General features: G+C 42.3%; 27 protein-coding genes. 12 read left to right on the forward strand and 15 right to left on the reverse strand.

All coding sequences use genetic code 11. The annotated features are described in order from the left end of the window. Positions 1–88: 88 nt before the first annotated feature. Entirely contained in the window at positions 89–1039 is a 951-nt protein-coding gene (locus ICN35_RS11010; protein ID WP_370625686.1) for a TRAP transporter substrate-binding protein, read from the forward strand. A gap of 51 nt (positions 1040–1090) precedes the next feature. Here the strand turns inward: ICN35_RS11010 and ICN35_RS11015 are convergent, their stop codons facing one another. The 3 genes from ICN35_RS11015 to ICN35_RS11025 form a co-directional block, all read right to left on the reverse strand. After that, the gene (locus ICN35_RS11015) at positions 1091–3331 is read right to left on the reverse strand and encodes a xanthine dehydrogenase family protein molybdopterin-binding subunit (RefSeq protein ID WP_216127596.1); all 2241 of its coding nucleotides are present in this window, start codon (positions 3329–3331) and stop codon (positions 1091–1093) included. Positions 3332–3362: 31 nt separating this feature from the next. Then, the gene (locus ICN35_RS11020) at positions 3363–3821 is read right to left on the reverse strand and encodes a (2Fe-2S)-binding protein (RefSeq protein WP_215295600.1); all 459 of its coding nucleotides are present in this window, start codon (positions 3819–3821) and stop codon (positions 3363–3365) included. Positions 3822–4044: 223 nt separating this feature from the next. Further along, entirely contained in the window at positions 4045–4395 is a 351-nt protein-coding gene (locus tag ICN35_RS11025; protein ID WP_216127597.1) for a winged helix DNA-binding protein, read from the reverse strand. A gap of 203 nt (positions 4396–4598) precedes the next feature. Here ICN35_RS11025 and ICN35_RS11030 point away from each other — a divergent pair, with 203 nt between their 5' ends. Continuing rightward, entirely contained in the window at positions 4599–4964 is a 366-nt protein-coding gene (locus ICN35_RS11030; RefSeq protein WP_216127598.1) for a hypothetical protein, read from the forward strand. A 61-nt stretch (positions 4965–5025) separates the two neighbouring features. Then, a complete protein-coding gene (locus ICN35_RS11035) occupies positions 5026–5520 on the forward strand; it encodes a hypothetical protein (protein ID WP_216127600.1) in 495 nt (164 codons plus the stop codon). Between the two features lie 27 nt (positions 5521–5547). Here the strand turns inward: ICN35_RS11035 and ICN35_RS11040 are convergent, their stop codons facing one another. The 5 genes from ICN35_RS11040 to ICN35_RS11060 form a co-directional block, all read right to left on the reverse strand. Then, the gene (locus ICN35_RS11040; protein ID WP_216127602.1) at positions 5548–5973 is read right to left on the reverse strand and encodes a PAS domain S-box protein; all 426 of its coding nucleotides are present in this window, start codon (positions 5971–5973) and stop codon (positions 5548–5550) included. An 88-nt stretch (positions 5974–6061) separates the two neighbouring features. Further along, a complete protein-coding gene (cynS, locus tag ICN35_RS11045; RefSeq protein WP_215295609.1) occupies positions 6062–6505 on the reverse strand; it encodes a cyanase in 444 nt (147 codons plus the stop codon). Between the two features lie 28 nt (positions 6506–6533). Next, positions 6534–7400: an ABC transporter ATP-binding protein gene (locus tag ICN35_RS11050; RefSeq protein WP_215318705.1), complete on the reverse strand. Its 867-nt coding sequence runs from the start codon at positions 7398–7400 to the stop codon at positions 6534–6536. Then, positions 7390–8250 (reverse strand): nitrate ABC transporter permease, encoded by an 861-nt coding sequence (gene ntrB / locus ICN35_RS11055; protein ID WP_215295613.1) that lies wholly within the window; start codon positions 8248–8250, stop codon positions 7390–7392. The genes ICN35_RS11050 and ntrB overlap by 11 nt, the downstream gene beginning before the upstream one ends. A gap of 13 nt (positions 8251–8263) precedes the next feature. Then, positions 8264–9625 (reverse strand): CmpA/NrtA family ABC transporter substrate-binding protein, encoded by a 1362-nt coding sequence (locus ICN35_RS11060; protein ID WP_216127604.1) that lies wholly within the window; start codon positions 9623–9625, stop codon positions 8264–8266. A 463-nt stretch (positions 9626–10088) separates the two neighbouring features. Here ICN35_RS11060 and ICN35_RS11065 point away from each other — a divergent pair, with 463 nt between their 5' ends. Further along, positions 10089–10745 carry a DsbA family oxidoreductase gene (locus tag ICN35_RS11065; RefSeq protein ID WP_216127665.1) on the forward strand — a complete coding sequence of 219 codons (657 nt, stop codon included), beginning with the start codon at positions 10089–10091 and terminating at the stop codon, positions 10743–10745. 45 nt (positions 10746–10790) lie between these two features. On the opposite strand, the gene ICN35_RS11070 is transcribed toward ICN35_RS11065, so the two are convergent. From ICN35_RS11070 to ICN35_RS11080, 3 genes are all read right to left on the reverse strand, one after another. Then, positions 10791–11189, reverse strand: coding sequence for a BLUF domain-containing protein (locus ICN35_RS11070; protein WP_215295617.1), 399 nt, complete (start codon positions 11187–11189; stop codon positions 10791–10793). An 83-nt stretch (positions 11190–11272) separates the two neighbouring features. After that, a complete protein-coding gene (locus ICN35_RS11075; protein ID WP_216127606.1) occupies positions 11273–12664 on the reverse strand; it encodes an exonuclease domain-containing protein in 1392 nt (463 codons plus the stop codon). A gap of 19 nt (positions 12665–12683) precedes the next feature. Then, on the reverse strand, positions 12684–13271 hold the full coding sequence (locus ICN35_RS11080; protein ID WP_216127609.1) for an Rrf2 family transcriptional regulator: 588 nt from the start codon (positions 13269–13271) through the stop codon (positions 12684–12686). 35 nt (positions 13272–13306) lie between these two features. Between ICN35_RS11080 and ICN35_RS11085 the strand changes: the two genes are divergently transcribed. Continuing rightward, positions 13307–13858, forward strand: a complete 552-nt coding sequence (locus ICN35_RS11085; protein WP_216127612.1) for a DUF4149 domain-containing protein — start codon at positions 13307–13309, stop codon at positions 13856–13858. Between the two features lie 12 nt (positions 13859–13870). Here ICN35_RS11085 and ICN35_RS11090 read toward each other — a convergent pair whose 3' ends face one another. Continuing rightward, positions 13871–14020, reverse strand: coding sequence for a hypothetical protein (locus tag ICN35_RS11090; protein ID WP_216127614.1), 150 nt, complete (start codon positions 14018–14020; stop codon positions 13871–13873). A gap of 133 nt (positions 14021–14153) precedes the next feature. Between ICN35_RS11090 and ICN35_RS11095 the strand changes: the two genes are divergently transcribed. From ICN35_RS11095 to ICN35_RS11105, 3 genes are read left to right on the forward strand one after another with little or no spacing between them, the layout of a single operon-like run. Continuing rightward, positions 14154–14798 carry an LON peptidase substrate-binding domain-containing protein gene (locus ICN35_RS11095; RefSeq protein ID WP_216127616.1) on the forward strand — a complete coding sequence of 215 codons (645 nt, stop codon included), beginning with the start codon at positions 14154–14156 and terminating at the stop codon, positions 14796–14798. A gap of 4 nt (positions 14799–14802) precedes the next feature. Then, positions 14803–15666, forward strand: a complete 864-nt coding sequence (locus ICN35_RS11100; RefSeq protein WP_216127618.1) for an oxygenase MpaB family protein — start codon at positions 14803–14805, stop codon at positions 15664–15666. Between the two features lie 18 nt (positions 15667–15684). After that, positions 15685–16062: a DUF4149 domain-containing protein gene (locus ICN35_RS11105; RefSeq protein WP_216127620.1), complete on the forward strand. Its 378-nt coding sequence runs from the start codon at positions 15685–15687 to the stop codon at positions 16060–16062. 27 nt (positions 16063–16089) lie between these two features. On the opposite strand, the gene ICN35_RS11110 is transcribed toward ICN35_RS11105, so the two are convergent. Together ICN35_RS11110 and ICN35_RS11115 are read right to left on the reverse strand one after the other, a co-directional pair. Continuing rightward, on the reverse strand, positions 16090–16266 hold the full coding sequence (locus ICN35_RS11110; RefSeq protein WP_216127623.1) for a hypothetical protein: 177 nt from the start codon (positions 16264–16266) through the stop codon (positions 16090–16092). A 2-nt stretch (positions 16267–16268) separates the two neighbouring features. After that, complete coding sequence (locus ICN35_RS11115) at positions 16269–16667, reverse strand: MAPEG family protein (RefSeq protein WP_216127626.1); 399 nt, start codon at positions 16665–16667, stop codon at positions 16269–16271. Between the two features lie 80 nt (positions 16668–16747). Here ICN35_RS11115 and ICN35_RS11120 point away from each other — a divergent pair, with 80 nt between their 5' ends. The 4 genes from ICN35_RS11120 to ICN35_RS11135 all read left to right on the forward strand — a co-directional run bounded on the left by ICN35_RS11120 (position 16748) and on the right by ICN35_RS11135 (position 19061). Continuing rightward, positions 16748–17377 (forward strand): alpha-ketoglutarate-dependent dioxygenase AlkB, encoded by a 630-nt coding sequence (locus ICN35_RS11120; RefSeq protein ID WP_216127627.1) that lies wholly within the window; start codon positions 16748–16750, stop codon positions 17375–17377. Further along, positions 17370–18389 (forward strand): NAD(P)/FAD-dependent oxidoreductase, encoded by a 1020-nt coding sequence (locus tag ICN35_RS11125; RefSeq protein WP_216127629.1) that lies wholly within the window; start codon positions 17370–17372, stop codon positions 18387–18389. The genes ICN35_RS11120 and ICN35_RS11125 overlap by 8 nt, the downstream gene beginning before the upstream one ends. A gap of 2 nt (positions 18390–18391) precedes the next feature. Beyond that, positions 18392–18790, forward strand: coding sequence for a dihydroneopterin aldolase (locus ICN35_RS11130; RefSeq protein ID WP_216127631.1), 399 nt, complete (start codon positions 18392–18394; stop codon positions 18788–18790). Positions 18791–18914: 124 nt separating this feature from the next. Next, positions 18915–19061 (forward strand): hypothetical protein, encoded by a 147-nt coding sequence (locus ICN35_RS11135; protein ID WP_216127635.1) that lies wholly within the window; start codon positions 18915–18917, stop codon positions 19059–19061. Between the two features lie 92 nt (positions 19062–19153). Here the strand turns inward: ICN35_RS11135 and ICN35_RS11140 are convergent, their stop codons facing one another. Then, on the reverse strand, positions 19154–19753 hold the full coding sequence (locus ICN35_RS11140) for a DsbA family protein (RefSeq protein ID WP_216127638.1): 600 nt from the start codon (positions 19751–19753) through the stop codon (positions 19154–19156). Between the last annotated feature and the right edge of the window lie 37 nt (positions 19754–19790).

Consider the following 19790-nt stretch of genomic DNA (forward strand, 5'->3'; position numbering starts at 1 on the left):
ACGATCTGCCTCTTGCAATATCCGAACAATCTGTTCGTCTGAAAACCGTACTCTCTTCATACCTGCTCCTTAGGTTGAAGGAGTCATTATCTCTAAAAGCTTTTGGTCTGAAAATCCCAGGACAGGTCAGTACCATAATCAACCTGCAATCAGCCACCAACATTCTTTTTTGGTGGATATGTGGTCTGCTGTCGCTCGAGAAACCAATGGGCAATTACAAATTACAGTTTATGCCCAGAACAATCAAATTTCAGGATCAGACCCTCAGGCCTTAGATATGCTGCAGCGTGGAGATCTGGAGTTCTTTACTCTCATGGGCGGAATCTTAGGAAAAGTAGTGCCCATTGCAGAGATCCAAGGCATCCCCTTCGCTTTCCAAAATAACGCTCAGGTCTATGCTGCTAATGACGGATCCCTAGGTGAATACATAGCAAAAGAATGCGCAGCAAAAGGAATCTATCGATTTCAATACGGACTACTAGAAAATGGATTTAGGCAAATTGGAATGATTGATAAGGCAATCTATACTCCAGCCGATTTATCTGGAATGCGCATTAGAGTTCCCGATGGTGAAATGTTTCGCGATCTATTTAGCTCTCTTGGGGCAACACCTGTCACCGTAAATATTCGAGAACTCTATGAATCAATGAAGACTCGTAAGGTTGATGGGCAGGAAAATCCTCTCGTCATCACTGAAGTCAATAAGCTGTATGAGGTCAGCAACAATCAATCTATTACAAATCACATGTGGTCTGGATTTAATCTCTTGGCTAATCAGAAATTCTGGAAATCGCTGCCAAGTGACGTTCAAGAAGTAGTTCTCAGGAATGTCAAAAAATATGTTTCCCTACAAAGAACCTATACCAATAATTTAAATAAGCAACTTGAGGTCACTCTTACAGAGCGTGGTCAAAAATTCAATCAAGCCAATATCCAAAGCTTTAAAGATAAGCTAGGCGATGGCTTCTACGGAAGATGGCGCGAGCATTTTGGAAAAACGGGTTGGAACCTATTAGAACAATCTGTTGGAAAGTTATGAATAGGCTCTAAACTCTAAAATAGTTTGTTAGCAGCTTTCAGTTGAATGATTTCATGCTTTAGCTGATGACTGCTCCTTCATTGCGGTCTTGACCGACTCTGGCGTAAATGGAATCGTTCTCAGTCTCACACCTACCGCATCAAATACTGCATTAGCAATGGCTGCAGGAATGGTTGTTGGGGTTTGCTCTCCCGCGCCCCATGAAGGTGTACCAGGTTGGTCAATCAACACGGTATGGACTTTAGGAACTTCATTGAAGCGAATAATTGGGTAAGAGGCCCAGTCAACACTCTCAATATCGCTGCCCTTCCACTTCACTTCCTCCATTAATACACGGCTGACCGTTTGTATTGCACCACCCTGAATTTGATTTTGCACACCATCAGGATTAATGATTTGACCGCAATCATGTGCAACATACAAATTCTTAACCAAAATCTTGCCAGTCTCTCGATTAACCTCTACATCAGCAACTGTAGCAACATAGGTAATAGCGTTGTTGTATCTCACATAAGCAATGCCACGACCCTTAGCGATATTGCTGCCTTGATTAGACTTATATGCTGGATCCCGACTTTGCCAGCCCGAAGACTTCATCGCCGCACGGATCACTGCAATAGCTCTAGGATCCGTTAAATTCTTGATACGATACTCCGCAGGATCAGCATTACTAGAGATAGCAAGCTCATCAATAAAAGATTCATTACCAAAGCTATTCTCAATTCTTCCGGGGCTTCTGAGATGGGAAGATCTTAAGAAAGTTTGCGCAATATGTTTGGTATTGACTGAAATATTAGGCACTGCATAGGGTGCCCCAGTATTTTGAAAGAGGAAGCCTACCCAATTTCCAGGACGAGGAACTCCCGTATCGGTAGCAGCAAGCAATGGAAAATCTAAAGGCTTCATAAATGCAATGTGATTCAGGGCGATATAAAAATCACTCTTCCAGCTAATAATATTTCCCTTGCTATCCAAACTGGCTTCGAAGTCCATCGTTCTTGGTGGACTCTTTGGTGCGAGTGCAGTTTCATCATGACGCATCCACTGCATGCGTACAGGCTTACCTAGCGCAATAGCAGCTAAGGCAGCGTCGGCAGTAGCATCTTCATGCCCATTGCGACCGTAACAACCAGAACCATCTAGATAGATCAGGCGAATTGAATCTTTTGGTAAACCAGTAATGACTGCTAACTCATGCTGCATTGAATGGGTTGCCTGAGAGGCGCTCCACACCGTCAGTTTTCCATTCTGATAATCAGCTACCGCACAAGATGGGCCAATTGAGGCGTGTGTCTGCACAGGAAAATTGTAGGTAGCTTTGATATTTTTAGCGCCTAAACCAATCACGCTATTAACATCTCCCACCTTCTGGGTTACCTCTTCCTTTGCAAGCGGCATTTGTCGCCACTCTTGAAAGATAGTTTCTTTCTTTGGTAAATCGGGTCCCTTTTTCCAAGATACCTTGAGATCGCGAGCCGCCTTGACAGCGCCCCACTCTGTGGTCGATATCACAGCGAGGTAATCGCCTTTGCGGACTGTTTGGACATAGCCTTTAATGTTCTTCAAGGATGCGTCGTCATGGCTTTCTAACTTAGCACCAATCGAATCTGGACGAATAACGCGAGCATGCAGCATGCCAGGCAACCTGAAATCATGCATATAGACATATTCGCCAGTGACCTTGCTCGGAATATCAACGCGTGGAATAGATTTACCCACAACTCGGTATTCGGTATATTTTTTCAAGGGAACTTTAGTGTCTACCTTGATCTTGAATCCTTCACCAATCAGACTACCGTAAGTCGCCTTTTGACCTGGATTGCTGATGGGGAAAATAACGCCAGATCTCACCATTAATTCTGAAACGGGTATTTGCCATTTAGTAGCAGCCCTCTCTAACAGAGCTTGTCTCGCATTAGCAGCAGCTTGACGCAATTCAGTACCGCCCTGAGAAATAGAAATCGCACCGCCCGTAATCCATTGATCTGGGGTGGTGGCTGTATCACCCATCACCATTTCAATACTGCCAAATGGAACATAGAGCTCATCCGCAGCCATTTGTGCTAGAGCAGTCTTCACACCAGTTCCTAAATCTACTTTGCCAGAAAAAATGGTGACCTTACCGTTCTGATCAATACTTAACCAAGAGTCAACGGCCTCTCTACTGACTTCTTTAGGATCTCTTAAACCATACTGATTCGTCGGAGCAGCTTCTACACTCAAGGAGAAGCTGACCATCAATACACCAGCGGTGCTGGTCTTTAAAAATTCACGGCGTGTAAATGTATTCATATAAATACCTGATCTCAAGGAATTGAGGAAATTAAGCTGCTAAATAGCGCTTCACGGCTGCAACAATGCGCTGATGGGTACCACATCGACATAAATTACCAGACATCGCTTCGGTAATCTGCGCATCACTGGGGTTTTTATTTTTGGCCAAAAAGGCTGAGGCCGTCATAATCATGCCATTCAGACAGTAGCCGCACTGTGCTGCCTGCTCATCAATAAAAGCCTGTTGAAGTTTGCTGGGTTTTTGAGTGCTACCTAAGCCCTCAAGCGTGGTGATTTTTTTGCCGCTCACACTCTTGGCGGGAGTAACGCAGGACCTCACCGCCTGCCCGTCTACCTGCACCGTACAAGCTCCGCACTGACCTAAGCCACAACCAAATTTGGGACCTTTCATACCAAGGTCGTCACGTAATGCATATAACAATGGAATGTCATCATCTACATTAATAGATTTACTCTTTCCATTCACTAGTAAAGTAATTTGTGTCATGTGCTTCATTTCCCATGATGAAATTTTAAAAAACAGAATGTCTCACGTCTTCCTAGATTGTTTAGAATCAAGTCTAGGTTTTTTCTAATTAACATCAATTTATACAATAAAGAGGATGGGGTATCACTAGTAAATACCCGCACTCAGCCAGACGATGCTGTTTGAATACATCAGAAAACCACCCGCTATTCAATAAATGGTCTTTTTGGGTATTTTTAAAGTCTCACTTCTTGAGTGCCGAAATGAGGCATTTAGATAATTGTTCATAGTGGTTATCTGCTTTGGCCGTTAAGTGAACGAGCTTTCTGCGGCCATCCTCTTTATCTTCAAGTAAACGTATATAGCCTTTTCTAACTAAATTCTTTAGGCGACCATGTAAGGTGGCTTGCGATCCAAATTGCTTTAATAAAATTATCTGACCTACTAACAAACGTTCGCCTCTGGCAGTAGCAAGAAAGATATAGTTTAATAATTGCTCTTCAAGCCAATCTAATCTGGTACTAGGACTATTGGTAGGTAAGGAGGCAACCGCATTTAAAAAACAGGCAATGGGTGTGGAGTGAATTAATTTCATTAGGAGTGTGCTTATGCTTTCTATCCCATAAAAGATCATCACCAAAAGGATGAAAACCACTTTGAACGGGGATTACGTCAATAAGCACCCTCAGTATCAGAAAGCTTCTAGTTATTAGCAATAATATAAAGATGCTTAAAAAAGCTTTTAAATTAAAAGCTTGTTTCACTACCAATTAAGAGTTATTAGCCTTAGAGTAAGGCATGTTCAGTGAAAACCATCCACTTCTGATCGAGTCTATCTTTAGATTACGGAAGTGGGTCCAAGAAAATCTTCCGATTGAAAATTCTTTGATTGCCTATGATCTGATTTTGCTACTCTCGATTCATAACTATGCCAATGGGCATATTACGATTAAGCAGCTCTTTGCATCTCTGCCTCATTCTTCAACAGCAGTCAGATCTCACTACCAACGCTTTATCGATGATGGCTGGATCGAGCATTACCCTGATCTACTGGATAAACGGATCAAATACGTTAAACCGACCAAAAAATTTATCGACATTATTAATGCCTTCACTGAAACCACAGAAGAGATTTTTATCATTAAAGATAAAGAAAAAGTATGAGGTAGCTTGTATTTTTGATGTTAATCTCTAGCAGCGATTAAAAAGCACCCCGGAGAGCGCCATGACTCAAAGTCTTGAACAGGTTTATCAAAAATTAGAAACAATGCAAGCAGATTTAGAAGATCTGCGTAACACCTATAAAGGCGTGAGCAAAAACTATAAGGAGGCCCTCTCATCCCTTAAAGAACTGACCTTGCAATCTGCAGAGGCATCTAAGCGAGCTGCCAAAGCAGCTGAGCAATCCAGACTAGCCGCTTTAAATGCCATGAATGCTGCAGAACTCGCCTCCAAAGACAAATCATTTTTAGCGGTAGTGGAGTCTTCAGTTAAAGCAGCAGTATCTGCCGCAATAGCGGCGATCGAGTCAGCTGGAGCAGCTGCAGCCGCTGCGGCAGCTGCAGCTGCTGCGGTTTCTCAACACGCTGAAGAAGCGCTTCTCAAAGCCTCGAGTGAAGCAGCTGATGCCTCTCGGTTGGCGGCTGATTCAGCAGCAGAAGCGGTCAAACTATCGAATCAAGCTCGCGAGATCAGTGATTTGATGAAGAAAAGTGTTTAAGAATTACCAACAGCAATACTTGTTGGCTTAATGATTCTTCTCGTAGGTGGCTAACTTTTCTTTGAGTTTGCGCTCTTCTTGGAATCGTTCTGTTTCATCGCGAATAATGGCTGCAATCGCCATAGGCTGATTCTGATCATCAAAAATCATCGTGACTGAAAAGGCAATTGAAATAGATCTACCATCTTTATGCACTGCTGGAACCCGCAGCAAAGTATTGCCATACTTCGTTTTGCCCGTTTCCATGGTATGAAAGTAGCCTTTAGAATGGCGCTCCCTAAAACGCTCAGGTGTAATGATGCTGAGTGTTTTTCCTAAGACTTCATCATGGCTATAGCCAAAAATTCGCTCAGCGGAAGCATTCCAGAACAAGATATTTTCATCTCGATCCGAAATAATCACAGCCTCGCCAATATGGCTCACCAGTGCTTTGAAATCAATCCCATCTGACATGCGTAATCTCTATTGTTAAGTCATTTCTTACTAAGAATACTCCAATAAAAAAGCCACCCGAAGGTGGCTTACTAAGAGACTAGTTTGATTAGTAAGTCTTATAAGAAAGGTACTTACCTGATAGCACTACCTGCACACGATCACCTTTTGGATCTGGTTCGCGTTGGATATCCATTGAGAAATCAATCGCACTCATAATCCCATCGCCAAATTCTTCATGGATCAACTCTTTGATCGTGGTGCCATATACGCTCACAATTTCATACCAACGATAGATCAGTGGATCGGTTGGCACTGCAGTTGGTAAAGAGCCTTTATAAGGAACAATTTGCAACCAAGCCATTTCTTCATCGGTCAAGTCAAATAACTTACCAGCAGCTTCAGCCTGTGCTTTAGTAAAGGTCATTTGGCCTAAGCAGCCTGCAGTCACCCATTCCTTTGACTCACCAATTGCTTTGGCAATATCACTCCACTTCATGCCTTTACGAACTTTGGCTTCGATAATTTTCTGTGTCACTACTGAACGATCCATCTTTTTCTCCTAAGTTTTAAGTTTGAATTTATTGAGTCACTGGGGTTTGTAGACCTGGGCATACCAAGATTGGCTGGTAGCCGTCTAAACCTCCAGCAGATCCTTTAGCCTGCAAATCCTTAGAACGATTGACTAAAAAATCAACCAAGTGATTTCGCATGGGGTAATACATCGGATCATGGTGCAAGCTTGCCCTCTTTCGATCCTTAGGCAATGTATTGATGACGATTTCGGCGATCCTTGCATTCGGCCCATTACTCATCAACATAATTTTGTCGGAGAGTAAAATCGCTTCGTCCACATCATGCGTAATCATGAAGACTGTTTGCTTAGTTTCGCTACAAATTTTGAGCAACTCATCCTGAATCACCCCACGCGTCAGGGCATCCAATGCACCAAAGGGCTCATCTAACAAAAGCATTTTTGGTTCAATTGCAAAAGCCCTGGCGATACCAACCCTTTGTTTCATGCCACCAGATAACTCAGAAGGCTTCTTATTTTCAGCATTAACGAGCCCAACCATTGCCAAGTACTTTTTAGAGTGATCCGAAATCTGCTGCTTTGACCAATCTGGGTACTTAGACTTCACCGCAAAGGCAACATTTTGCAAGACCGTCATCCAAGGCATTAATGCGTGCCCCTGAAATACAACGCCACGATCAAGGCTTGGGCCATTAATTTCTCGACCCAGCATATAAGCATAACCACTGCTAGCATCTTCAAGACCAGCCAGCACGTTCAAAATCGTTGTCTTGCCACAGCCCGAATGGCCAATGATGCAAACAAACTCTCCGCGCTCAATTTCAAAATTGATACCCTCGAATACTGGTGGCGCATCCGTCTTGTATGACTTACTTAGACTCTCAACTTTTAAAAATGAATTTTCATTCTGCATAAGAAACTGCCTTCTGTAATCTTGCAAATGCCATATCTAAAATCATCCCAACTAGTCCAATCATCACAATGGCAAAAATTACGCTGGAGATAGATAGGTTGTTCCATTCATTCCATAAGAAATAGCCAATTCCGGTGCCACCAACAAGCATCTCTGCGGCAACAATCACCAGCCATGCAATGCCCATTGAGATTCGCATTCCAGTCAAAATCGTTGGTGCAGCTGCTGGCAAGATCACTAAAAAAGCTTTTCGGAAAGGAGAAACTTCCAGAGTCTTAGTGACGTTTAATAATTCTTTGCGAACATTGGCCACACCAAATGCTGTATTGAGCAGCATGGGCCATACTGAACAAATAAAGATCACAAAGATGCCGGAGATGGATGAATCTTTAATCGTATACAGCGCTATTGGCATCCACGCTAAGGGAGAAATAGGCTTGAGGATTTGGATAAACGGATTAAATGCCTCATATGCCAATGGCGACATCCCAATTAAGAAGCCGAAAGGAATAGCTACTAACATTGCAAGCAAAAAGCCAAGCCCAACTCGAGCTAAGGAATATGCAAGCTGAATACCAATCCCCTTGTCGTTAGGACCATTGTCATAAAAAGGGCTTGAAAGTTGCTTATAAAAGGTTTCTCCCATTTGGGTTAGCGTTGGAAATCCAGACTTCTCCACAGAAACCCCGCCACCCTGCCCCATCAGGGCTTGATACTCACTGGTGCCTGTACTGACTACTGGAGTAGAAACTACTTTTGGGGCAGTTGCGATATGCCAAAGCAATAATGCAAAAACCAAAATGGCAACCGAAAGTATGGCTCCACGAACTTTGATAGAAAGCTTATTCATGTTTATCTCTGACTCACTGGAAAGATTTCAAATAAGCAGCAGGCTGACTTGGATCAAACTCTTTGCCCATGATCTTGTCTTTTTTATAACCTGCTTTTGCCAGAGCTGGAACAGCAATGCCAGTCTCCCCCATATACTTTTTAGCGTCGGTCAGCAGGAATACTTTTTCAGAGATGTCCTTGTAATTGACATCACCCTTGACATAACCCCAGCGCTGCATTTGGGTCAGCATCCAAGTCGCCATTGAGTACCAGGGAATTGGGTTGAAATCAATTCGGTCAGGAACGTTTTGAACATTGCCAAGACCATCAGCAAATTTTCCGGTCAACACTTGCATAACAACTGTTTCTGGTTGATTTAAGTAGTTGGCTGGCGAAATCACTTTTGCAATGAGCGGTCTATTAGCGGGATCGCGCGCCATGGTTGAGGCATTCAATACAGCACGATAGAGCGCTGCAAAGGTATTTGGATTTTTCTTAATAAAGTCTTCAGATGTTCCAAATGCACAACAAGGGTGTCCATCCCAGATTTCTTTAGTCAAGATATGGATGAAGCCAACCTCGTCATAAACGGCGCGTTGATTAAATGGATCAGGCCCCAGGAATCCATCAATATTGCCAGCACGTAAGTTGGCAACCATTTCTGGAGGTGGGGTAACGCGAATCTGGATATCTTTATCAGGATCTAATCCAGCTTGAGATACGTAGTACCGCAACAAGAAGTTGTGCATCGAATATTCAAATGGAACAGCAAATTTCATACCCTTCCATTTTTTTGGATCACGATTATCTTTGTGCTTATTCGCCAAAGTAATAGCCTGGCCATTCACGTTCTGAATAGTCGCCACCCGCATTTGAGTGGGATCAGAACCTAATCCCATAGACATTGCAATGGGCATTGGTGATAAAAAGTGAGAGGCATCATGCTCTTTGTTCAGCATCTTGTCTCGAATTAACGCCCAGCCAGCAGTTTTATTCAGTGTGACATTGAGACCCTGCTTCTTATAAAAACCTAGGGGATCGGCCATGATAAGAGGGGTGGCACAGGTGATCGCAATAAAACCAATTTTGAGATCAGGCTTTTCTAATGGGGCTTTTTCTTGAGCCATCGCCTGTAAGGCACCTACAGGCAAGAATCCAGATAAGGCACTCATTGCACCGCCAGCACCAACCGCTTTTAGAAATGCACGGCGGCGACTCTCTTGCGGGAACAATGCCTTGACAAGACTTGCCTCCACAAAATCAGCACTCATTTTCTCTTCGTCGACTCTCGCAGACAAATCAAGGGCATGCTCAGCATCGGATGCATGACGACCACAACTACAACGACTACTAAATAACGGCCTATCAGGATCAAAGGGGCGATATGAATTCATTTGAATCTCCTAGAGGTTTTAGTCATTAAAAATAAGCAAAAAAGTTAATAAGTCATTTTTAACCCGCCAAAATCACAGGGAGATACAGCAACGCACCAAACCACTTCCCATGAAAATGATTCGCACCAAAATGGTGATTATTGAATTAGGATCAGAATTTTAAGAAATGGGACTCAAAACATGCAGCAATTCATATTGAGTCCCAGGAAGGTATTTAACTCATGCCCCAAAATTGTGCGGAAGATGAAATTTATTCAAATACTCAAAGAATTTTGGGCATGCTGGCTACATTAATTCAACTTAAAAATACGGGGAAAAGAGTGGCTAGTTATTAGCGTCATGTCAGTAACTATGCAGTGATATTTCACATCTTTTAAGAAATGCTTTCTCACCCTTTAATTTTGTTTTAGGCAACACTGACTTACCAAGCACTTCACTACCAATAGACTTGTAGAATCAAATGATGAAACCAACCATCAAAATTGATTATGTATCTGATATCGCCTGCCCATGGTGCGCAGTCGGTCTAGGCAATCTAAATCAAGCGATTGATCAGCTTAGTGATAAGGCAAATTTTGAGGTGCATTTTCGCCCCTTCGAACTCAACCCTAATATGCCTAAAGGCGGCCAAGATGCTATAGAACATCTCACTGAAAAATATGGTTTAACTGCAGAGCAGGTCAAAACCAATCAGGCCAATATTCGAGCCAAAGCTTTAGAGGCAGGATTTGAATTTCATCCAGAAGGTCGCAAAAAGGTTTACAACACGTTTGACGCTCATCGTCTTCTGCATTGGGCAGGTCAAGAGTTTGGGCTGGAGAAGCAAGCAATCCTCAAGAAAGAATTGCTCAATACTTACTTTTGCTTAGCAGTGAATTTAGATGATCAACATAATCTACTAGATGCAGTGACTCATTCTGGCCTAGATCAAGATAGAGCTCTAGAGGTTCTCAAGAATAATGAATTTGCCAAAGAAGTCCGCACAGAAGAAGCTACTTATACAAATGCGGGAATTAACTCTGTTCCTGCGATCATTCTGAACGATCAGTATCTTATGCAAGGAGCTCAGCCTCCTGAGTCATTCGTAAATGCATTCGCACAACTGATTGAGCAAAGTTAAAGAAAACTGCATACCCCATCGAAATTTGAATAGATCAAGCGGGTGCTAGCCGGCATTCCTCAGAGCAATTAACAACGGATGGCCCGCTGGAAAATCAATATCCTCAATAGCGGCACTCACTTCTGGCAGAGTTTTAGCAATCTCTTCGCTACCTTGAAATACCATCGTCCATTTGCTAAAGCTACGCTCACTGATGGGCTTAGATTCTATTAAGCGGACATTTTTATGCCGGCCGTCTTTTTGAATCTTTTGCCATAAGGCTTCAATATCTTTTTCAGGCCCCTCAATCACTTGGCCGAATTTATTGTCCTCATAGATGAGCGCCCCAGTAATGCCCAATGCTTGATTATTTGAATAGGAGTGATACAAGAGTCTCATCAAGCCCAAAAAAGACATACTTTGAGCCGGCTCACTCACATAAGTTAGTTCGATTAGCTTAGACATATACCCATACTAGATAGCTCGAAAAATAATTACTCTAGGCGTTTACCCCAGCATCACCCAAAGCAATGCTTAAGTGAAAAATATTACAGCTGAATCACTTGATTTTTATAGTGTCCAGCCAAAGCCTTTTTCACTATCTTATAAATATCAAGATCAAATTCAGCCTCTCCCGATTCTGCTAGTTCACAAAGCTCATCTTGATTAATGGCAGTACCGAGATAGCACCACTTATCTAGAACGATCATTTCTCCGCCGTCATTGATGGCAATTGGGCCTACATAGGGCCAGACTTGTACCTTATATAGATTCATCGCAGTCTTCAGCTGAAGATTGTGCATTTCAGCAGACATGATTCCAATACAAGCACCACCACATTGTTTTACTTGATATCCGAAACAGGACTTCCCATCCTCGCCCTTTTCTATTCCTAGCAATACTTCGCATAAGCGATACTTTTTAGCTACTGCTTTTAAATAAGAGTGAGCCTCTCTTTTGCTGTAGAACAATCCATAAAGGTTATCTTGAAGGCCTGGCAGCAAATCCTTTTGACTGACAAGCACTGGCTTAAGCTTCCCGGCAGAATCTATCTCCAAACTCCAAGCACAAAGATCTTTAGAGCGACGAAGCTTGATGTTCATGCTCGGCATACGTTCTTTAATCAGCTTAGACTCTAAAATTAAGGCGCCTAACTCACCACTAGTCTCTATCCAATCAATGTCTCGGATTTGCAAAGAGAGCTTCATTTCTTTGCGCTGCGTCAAGGCTCCCTGAAAGTGACCCATCACTCTACTGCGCAAAGAAATACTCTTACCGATATATAAGGGAACCTTATTTTCCCCATAAAAGATATAGCAGCCTGGAGCATCAGGAATAGAGTCTATTAAGTCTTTATCTATATTTGGCGGCAGACTAGGATTGCCAACCAGCTGATTGATCAGCTCATTCAATTTTTCTTTACCAAACTTCGCTTCACATATTTGCCAAAACTGGAGCAATAAATCTGCATCGCCTAGCGCACGATGACGGGCGCTCACCTTCAGATGGTGAGCGTTAATGATGGTATCTAGATTATGGCGAGACTGCTCTGGAAAGAGTAATCTTGAAAGCTTTACCGTACATAAAACTTTAGGCTTGAAGTCTATGCCGATTCTTTTAAAAGATGCTTTGATAAAACCGTAATCAAATCGAGCATTGTGGGCTATGAATATTTTCCCCTCAAGCTCTTGCTTTAACTCTTTCGCCACCTCCTCAAAGCTTGGCTTATCTTCAACCATCCGGGGTGATATGCCAGTCAGTCTTTGGATATTTTGCGGAATAAAGGTTTGGGGATTGATTAATTGCTCCCATACCTGAATTTGATTGCTGGCTAGAGTTTTGATACCAATCTCGGTAATGCGATCGCGATCAAAATGAGAACCAGTGGTTTCAATATCTACAAAAGCTAAATCAGGGTATGACACCTGCTGAATATCCACGCCAAATGAATTGATAACTTTAGTTTGCTGGTGAGTTTTTATTAAGGTAGTCTGCAAAACTAAAAATGGAGTTGGGCCCGCGTGGGATTTCTTCAACTTTTTTAAATGAAGTCTTTAGAACTTTTTGAGTCTCTCCTTTGGGGCTTTTTTCTTGCTTAGCCTTTACTTCAGACTCTGTGGGGAAATAGGGTTTTCTTTCAGGCGCAGTTTGCACCTCACTAAAGCGTGGAATGTAATCCTTAATAGCAGAAGCCAAAGTAACATTAGCAATGCAATTCATCATGTAAGTCTCGAGCGACTGATAGAGATCTTTTGCAATATCTGATACTTCTACTTTTCTTTTTTTAATGAGATTCATCGCTAAAACAATGTCTTTGATCGTAATCATGCGAGGGTCTTTTAGAAGTTGATAACCCCCAGTTCGCCCCTTAATCCCGATGACAAGTCCAGATTCCCGCAGAGGTCTCAGCAATAGCTCAATGCGACTAACCGACATGCGCAGTCTTCTGGCTATTTCCGGAACGGTGACTAATTGACCGTTACTTGAGTGGCTTGCAATATCGACCAAAGTATTCAGGGCTACCTTGACTGCTTGAGTGACTTCCATGGTGTTTTTGGTATAAAAGTTAGATTACGGCTAGTATGAAACTGATTCAAACTTTGTGCTGCAGCGCATTAATTAACCCTTTTTATCCCATGGTTGAAGTTCCTAGTACCCCCACCCAATACTCCCCTCCACTACGCTTATTGCGCTTACTTGCTGGTTTAATGGCCGGCGGGATCATTGCTCAAGTACTTAGCTGTCTAATTGTCTATCTTTTAATAGAGGATTCTCAGGCAGCGGGCATGATGGCGCATCTCTTGATGCAGCATCTCGCGTATTACTTCTTGGGGTGCACATTTATTATCTTAAGCCTCTCCAACGCCTTAATTAAGCGAGACTTATGCAATCTGAAGGCAGTTCGCCTGCCCTCACTAATATTGATCCTTTCTGTTGCAGGGGCAAGCTTTTTACTAATACCTCAGATGGATTACTTGAGAGAAACTGCGCTACAAGATGGAATGCCAGTAATGCTCTCGCCTTTTGCAAACTACTTTGCGATCTTAAATAGCATCACATACTTATTGCTGTGCACTCAGATTTTTACTAGCATCCTAATAGCCTGGCGTCTTTGTGACACCCGATCATCCTAGGCAAGCCTATATTTATTGAATCTTGTTACGCTCTTGAGCTTTAGCTAACTGGTCAGCACTTCGTTGCTGAAAATCGACCATATTGTGATAACCCATTTGATAGCATGGGCAATGCTTTCCTAGAATCCAGCGAGCGAGCTTGATACGAAACTGTTGAATCATTTATATCTCCTAGTATTGAGCTCTAAATGTAAACGCAAACGATATTTGATGCTGATCACCAGAAAAAACAGTGGGGGCATTTTGTCCTTATTGAGCGCCAGCAAAGATGAGATAAATCCATTAAATTGAACCAATGAACGATTCCATCTCCTCTTTTCGAAAAATCCCTTTATTTCCACTAGGTACCGTACTTTTCCCGGATGGTGTGATTGCTTTGAAGATTTTTGAGGCTCGCTATCTCGACATGATCAAACAATGCTTACGAGAGAAGACAGAATTTGGTGTGGTGAGCATCATCAAAAACTCTGATGCTAACGAAGAAGATGTTTCTCTGTCCTTCTCAAAGATTGGCACACTGGCTCAAATTGAGGATTTTGACCCTGTCCAGCCTGCTCTTTATATGACGAGGTCATTTGGCACGAAGCGCTTCAAGCTAATCAAGAGCAAACAAGAGACCAATGGACTTTGGATTGGCGAATTAGAGCTTTTAGATAAAGATCCACTCATGCCAATTCCCCAGGAACATCATGGAGTAGCACAATTATTAGATCAAATTATTTCAGTGATTCAAAGTGAAGACCTATTAGGTGATGCCCCTTTTAAAAAACCTTTTAAGACTGATGACTGTGGCTGGGTCTCAAACCGTCTTGCTGAGCTATTGCCCATCTCTCTTGCACAGAAAAATCATTTATTAGCGCAAAGCAATCCCCGCATCAGACTAGATCTCATTACGGAAATCATTGAAGATGACGATTTAAGAAATCTCATGATGCATTAAAGCAATGCTCAATGAACTAATTCGTAAAACGATTCGAGAAATGGTAGGTGGTGGTAGCGGACCGCCTGTGGCATTCCTTACCCCTCAGGGAGATCGTGGTCTCTTTGGCCCAGAGTCTATTGCCTGGAGAGTACATGCAGACTTTATCTCCATGATGATTGGGGGTATTAGCTCCTTAGTACTACAAGCACTACACCCTCAAGCTTTAGCAGGAGTCTGGGATCATTCAAGCTTTAGAAAAGATCTCAAAGGGAGATTAGGTAGAACCGCCTACTTTATCGCCGCAACCACTTATGGCTCCCATCAAATGGCTCATGAGATTATTGAGAAGGTCAATCGAATTCATCAACATATCCATGGTAGCGATGAGTTTGGAAAGCCGTATATTGCAACTGATCCCCGTCTATTGGCCTGGGTTCATCTGACGGAAACCCTCAGTTTTCTGGAGGCCTACCAAAACTATCGATACCCAAAGCTCACTAGACAGGAGCAGGATCAATACTTCAAAGAGATGAAGGCTTTGGGTGAAATGCTTGGCGCTCAAAATCTACCGGATACTCTTAAAGGAACGCAGGAAGCGATTGAGTCTTATCTTCCAGAGCTTCACTATGGCGAACGTGCCCAGAGCATCATTCAACTTTTAGATGACTTCCCCAGCAATATACAGTCGAAGCCCTTTGTAAAACTAATTAATAAGGCTGGCTTTATCAACCTCCCCAGTTGGGCTCATACCAAACTGAAAAAGCCTGTTCCATCTACGCTGGAAAAGATTTTGGTAAATAAGGGCATAGATTTAATAGCAATCCCAATTAGAGATGCACTCAAAGACGGGGTAGCAGCCCACTCACTCCGTAGGGTTTACGGATAATTTTTTAGAAAAGTCACCATGATTACAAGTTATCTTTTATCTAGCATGGTTGGCATCATGCTCTTTTTCACCGTTATTGTGGCGCCGACTGTTTTTAAAGTGCTACCAGTTGAATGGTCCAGCAAATACGTCAGAAACTTTTTTCCAAAATACTACGCAACTTTGGGATTCATCACACTGGTCTGTGTATTTACAGAGACGGATTCAAGCAACAAGGCATTACTAGCAGTTTGTGTAGTATTTTTTGCATTTACGCTTTTTTACCTGACTGGGAAAATCAATAACGCTAAAGATAATGGTCGCAACCGTCAGTTCCATTTTCTACATAGAGCCAGCGTAGTCATTAATCTTTTTCAGCTAGCTACTTTTATATACTTACTAGTCAAGGCATCCTGAAAACAAAGGCGCTCTAGCGTAGCCCTATTAGTCAGACTCAGGTTTATTAGAATCTAGTTCTACGTTCTTTGGAGCGCTTGGCTTTAAGTTTAAAGTGGGTGCTGCCATTTTTTCACCATCCCAGACTTGCCCACACCAACACTCGCCAGCATCGTTAATGATGCAAACACCTGAACCGCAACAGCGCTTATCTGGAGCTTTCATACTTAAACTTTAATCAGCTGGTGAAATATTCCATAGGCAGCGCCTGTCCATAGACCTGCCACCACAAGAATAGAAATTAAGAAACCTAGTCCGCGCTTAGCGGGATTAAGTTGATAGGCAATCGCATACCAAACTCTAGCAATTAACCAAATTACACCCGAATCACCCGCCCCTTTATCTCCGATGAATATGGCATAGAGCCACAAAGCAGGCAAAAACATGAGAACATTTTCAATCGTATTTAGCTGGATTCGATAGGCACGCTCAAAAAGCTCATGCCCAGATACTGCAGGCGCTTTCACTTGATATTTACCCCTTGCTCTACCAACATTAAAAGTCAACCCAAACATCAATAGAACGGTCAATAGTGTAATAAACGAGGTATAGAGATACTGATTCATCGGTGAGAGCCCATCAAGATACAAGAATTAAGGCTATTCTAGGGTTTTTATTGACTTGGCGCTGACGTCCAATTCTTTTCATGAATCAAGACTCTCTATTTCTTGCTGACCTCACTCAGAGCAAGTTAAATCTATTACCTAAGGATGGTTGCATTCACTACCATCCAGGCTTTATAAGCACGGCCAATAGCGCCAAGCTCATGGATCAGTTACAACAGTCACTTCAATGGGATGCGGATCAGCTCATGATGTTTGGAAAGTTGGTAATTACTCGTCGCAAAGTAGCCTGGGTTGGAGACCCCAATTGTGCTTACACCTACTCTGGGGTAAAAAAACAACCTCAAGCCTGGACTCCAATACTGTTGGCAATAAAAAGCCAAATAGAAGAGCTTGCCAAAGCAGACTTTAATTCTTGCTTACTCAATTTCTACCATGATGGGACAGATGCTATGGGCTGGCATAGTGATGATGAAAAAGAACTGAACGCGCAGTCTCCCATTGCTTCGCTAAGCCTAGGTGCCCCTCGTAAATTTGCTTTTAAACACAAACAAGATAAATCGACTACTTCCTTATTTCTAGAAAATGGTAGCGCTCTCATCATGCATGCACCTACTCAACAATTTTGGCAGCACGCACTACTCAAAACCAAAACTATTCATACTCCTCGTATTAATATAACCTTTAGAAAAATTACCGTCCACAATGATTGAGCATCAGTCAATAAAGACCTCTGTTGCAATCATTGGTGCCGGTATAGCTGGTCTTAGTTGTGCAACCCAATTAAATGCACTCGGCTTTCAAGTTCAACTCTATGAAAAGAGTCGTGGGGTCAGCGGTCGCATGAGTACTCGTAATACAGATGAATGGTCAGCAGACCACGGGGCGCAGTATTTCACCGCCAGAGATCCCGTGTTCATTCAGGAGCTTAATAAATGGATGGATGCTGATGTAGCTGCTATCTGGAATCCACGCATAAAGGTATATAGGGCCAATCAATGGCATGAGCACAGCTCTTCTGAAAAACGTTATGTCGGCATTCCTGCTATGAATTCACCAGGAAGATATTTGGCCAAAAGTTTACCCATTCAATTCAATCAAACTATTGATCGCATTGCTTATGAGAATGGTAAGTGGTTACTGCATAGTCAAGAGACTGGAGATATTGAGCAACAATTTGATTGGCTTGTTGTTGCCATGCCTGCGCCACAAGCCCAGATCCTTGCTGAACCAATAGATAAATCAATTGAGGAAATTGCCAATCATGTAGATATGCAAGGTTGCTGGACTGTGATGGCAAGATTTACAGGAAAACCTAATGCTCCATTTGATGCAGCTTTTGTAAATGATGAAATTATTAGCTGGATATCTCGAAATAACTCCAAACCCAACCGAACAGGTCCAGAGACCTGGACGATTCATGCCAATCCACAGTGGAGTCAAGAATCGATTGAGTTAGAAAAAGATGAAGCATCTAAGCTGATTCTTGATTGCGCTAAGAAACTTGGTTTTGATTGTGATGAGGCTAATATTGCGATTCATCGTTGGCGTTATGCAAGCGGATATATCAATCCAATTCTAGGCTTTAAACTCCGAGAGGATTTAAAGCTGGGGTTTTGTGGCGATTGGCTCAATGGCGGCAGAGTTGAAGGCGCTTGGCTCAGCGGTTTTAAATTAGCGAACGAAATTAGCATTAAGCAACCTCATTTAATTAATAAGGGATAGAAATGTCTTTAGCATCCATTGAATTGCGAGACCTTAAACTCCAAACTCAAATTGGTACCTATGGGCCAGGTGCGATCATTCCCGAGCAACACCTTTTAGATTTAACGCTTTGGATTGATGCAAAACTGGTTCTGATTTCAAAAGATATGATGCAGAATATTTTTGATTATGACCCCCTGATTATCGAGATCAACAGGCTTGCAGAAGATTGTCATTACGAAACGCAGGAGAGGCTCATGACCCGCATTACCGAAGCATGTGCAAAATATTCTGAAATTAAAGCAATGGATATTGGCCTTAGAAAATTACCTGTATACGCCGGATCGGGATCACTTGGAGTAAGACTCTCAGTGGATTCATTGACTTTGAATAATCTTAGATCCTCTAGCCCTTCAGAGTAAACATCAAGAGATTGTTGCTTTAGCCTCCTAAAGCAGTCTAAACCCCATTAACATCGTTGAGCTTACAGTGATAACAATAGAACATCATTCGAAAACGTATGAATTTAAGACGCTTGATGAAGCTATGGAATGGGCTAAGGAGCTTGGTGAGTTCGTTACGATTAAATTTAATAATCTAGAAATTGCAGGCAAGTTCGGAGTAGACGGCATCACTAGCGGTAAGTTCTCAAATGGGGAACCTTATACATGGAAAAAACGTAGAAGACATTAAAAAAACTGATTGATTTTTAGTATCTGTCAGATCAGGCAGCTACTCTGTTAGTCGCAAAAGCGATTAGTCGTGAGCGTTAATTCTACTAAGCGCTATCTAGGCAAGATCTTAAGTAATTCTTCAACAGTTTTATACCCAGTTATGGGCATGAAGCTTCTAGGTGAAAAATTTTTCTCACCAATTAGCATAGCTGGCAAACCTTGGAAGCCATAGGTCTTAAATTCTTGCTCATCAGCCATTACGTGTTTGGTCAACTCGCCATTTTCAAGTGCATTTTTTAATCGTTGGGCATCAATTCCGATTTGGGAAGCAATCTGCATCACTACCTCTTCATTACTGATATCCAGCCCTCGCAAAAAGAATGCATCAAACAGTGCCCTAGCAAGCTTTAGCGATAAACCCTGCGAATTAGCAAAGTAAACACTTTCTTGCGCAAGCCATGTGTAACTTAGAGTCTTTGGGGTTAAAAGCTCAAGATTCTCCTGCACAACAATGGGCTCAGACTTAGAAGCCTCAAGATTATCGATATAGGATTGTGTAGGCAAAATATTTCCCTCAACCGGAGTTAGCTCAAATGCTCTCCACACTATTTCTAACCTCTCTTGGTATCTTGCTTGTAACTTTTCGAGAACGATCGTTTGAAAATAGCTGTATGGACATTCAAAGTCAGCCCATACCTGAATCTGTATCATTAAATTTTTACCTTTAGCTGTTTAATCATATTCATAA

This window comes from Polynucleobacter sp. es-GGE-1 (genome assembly GCF_018882005.1).
In the GTDB taxonomy this organism is placed as follows: Bacteria; Pseudomonadota; Gammaproteobacteria; order Burkholderiales; family Burkholderiaceae; genus Polynucleobacter.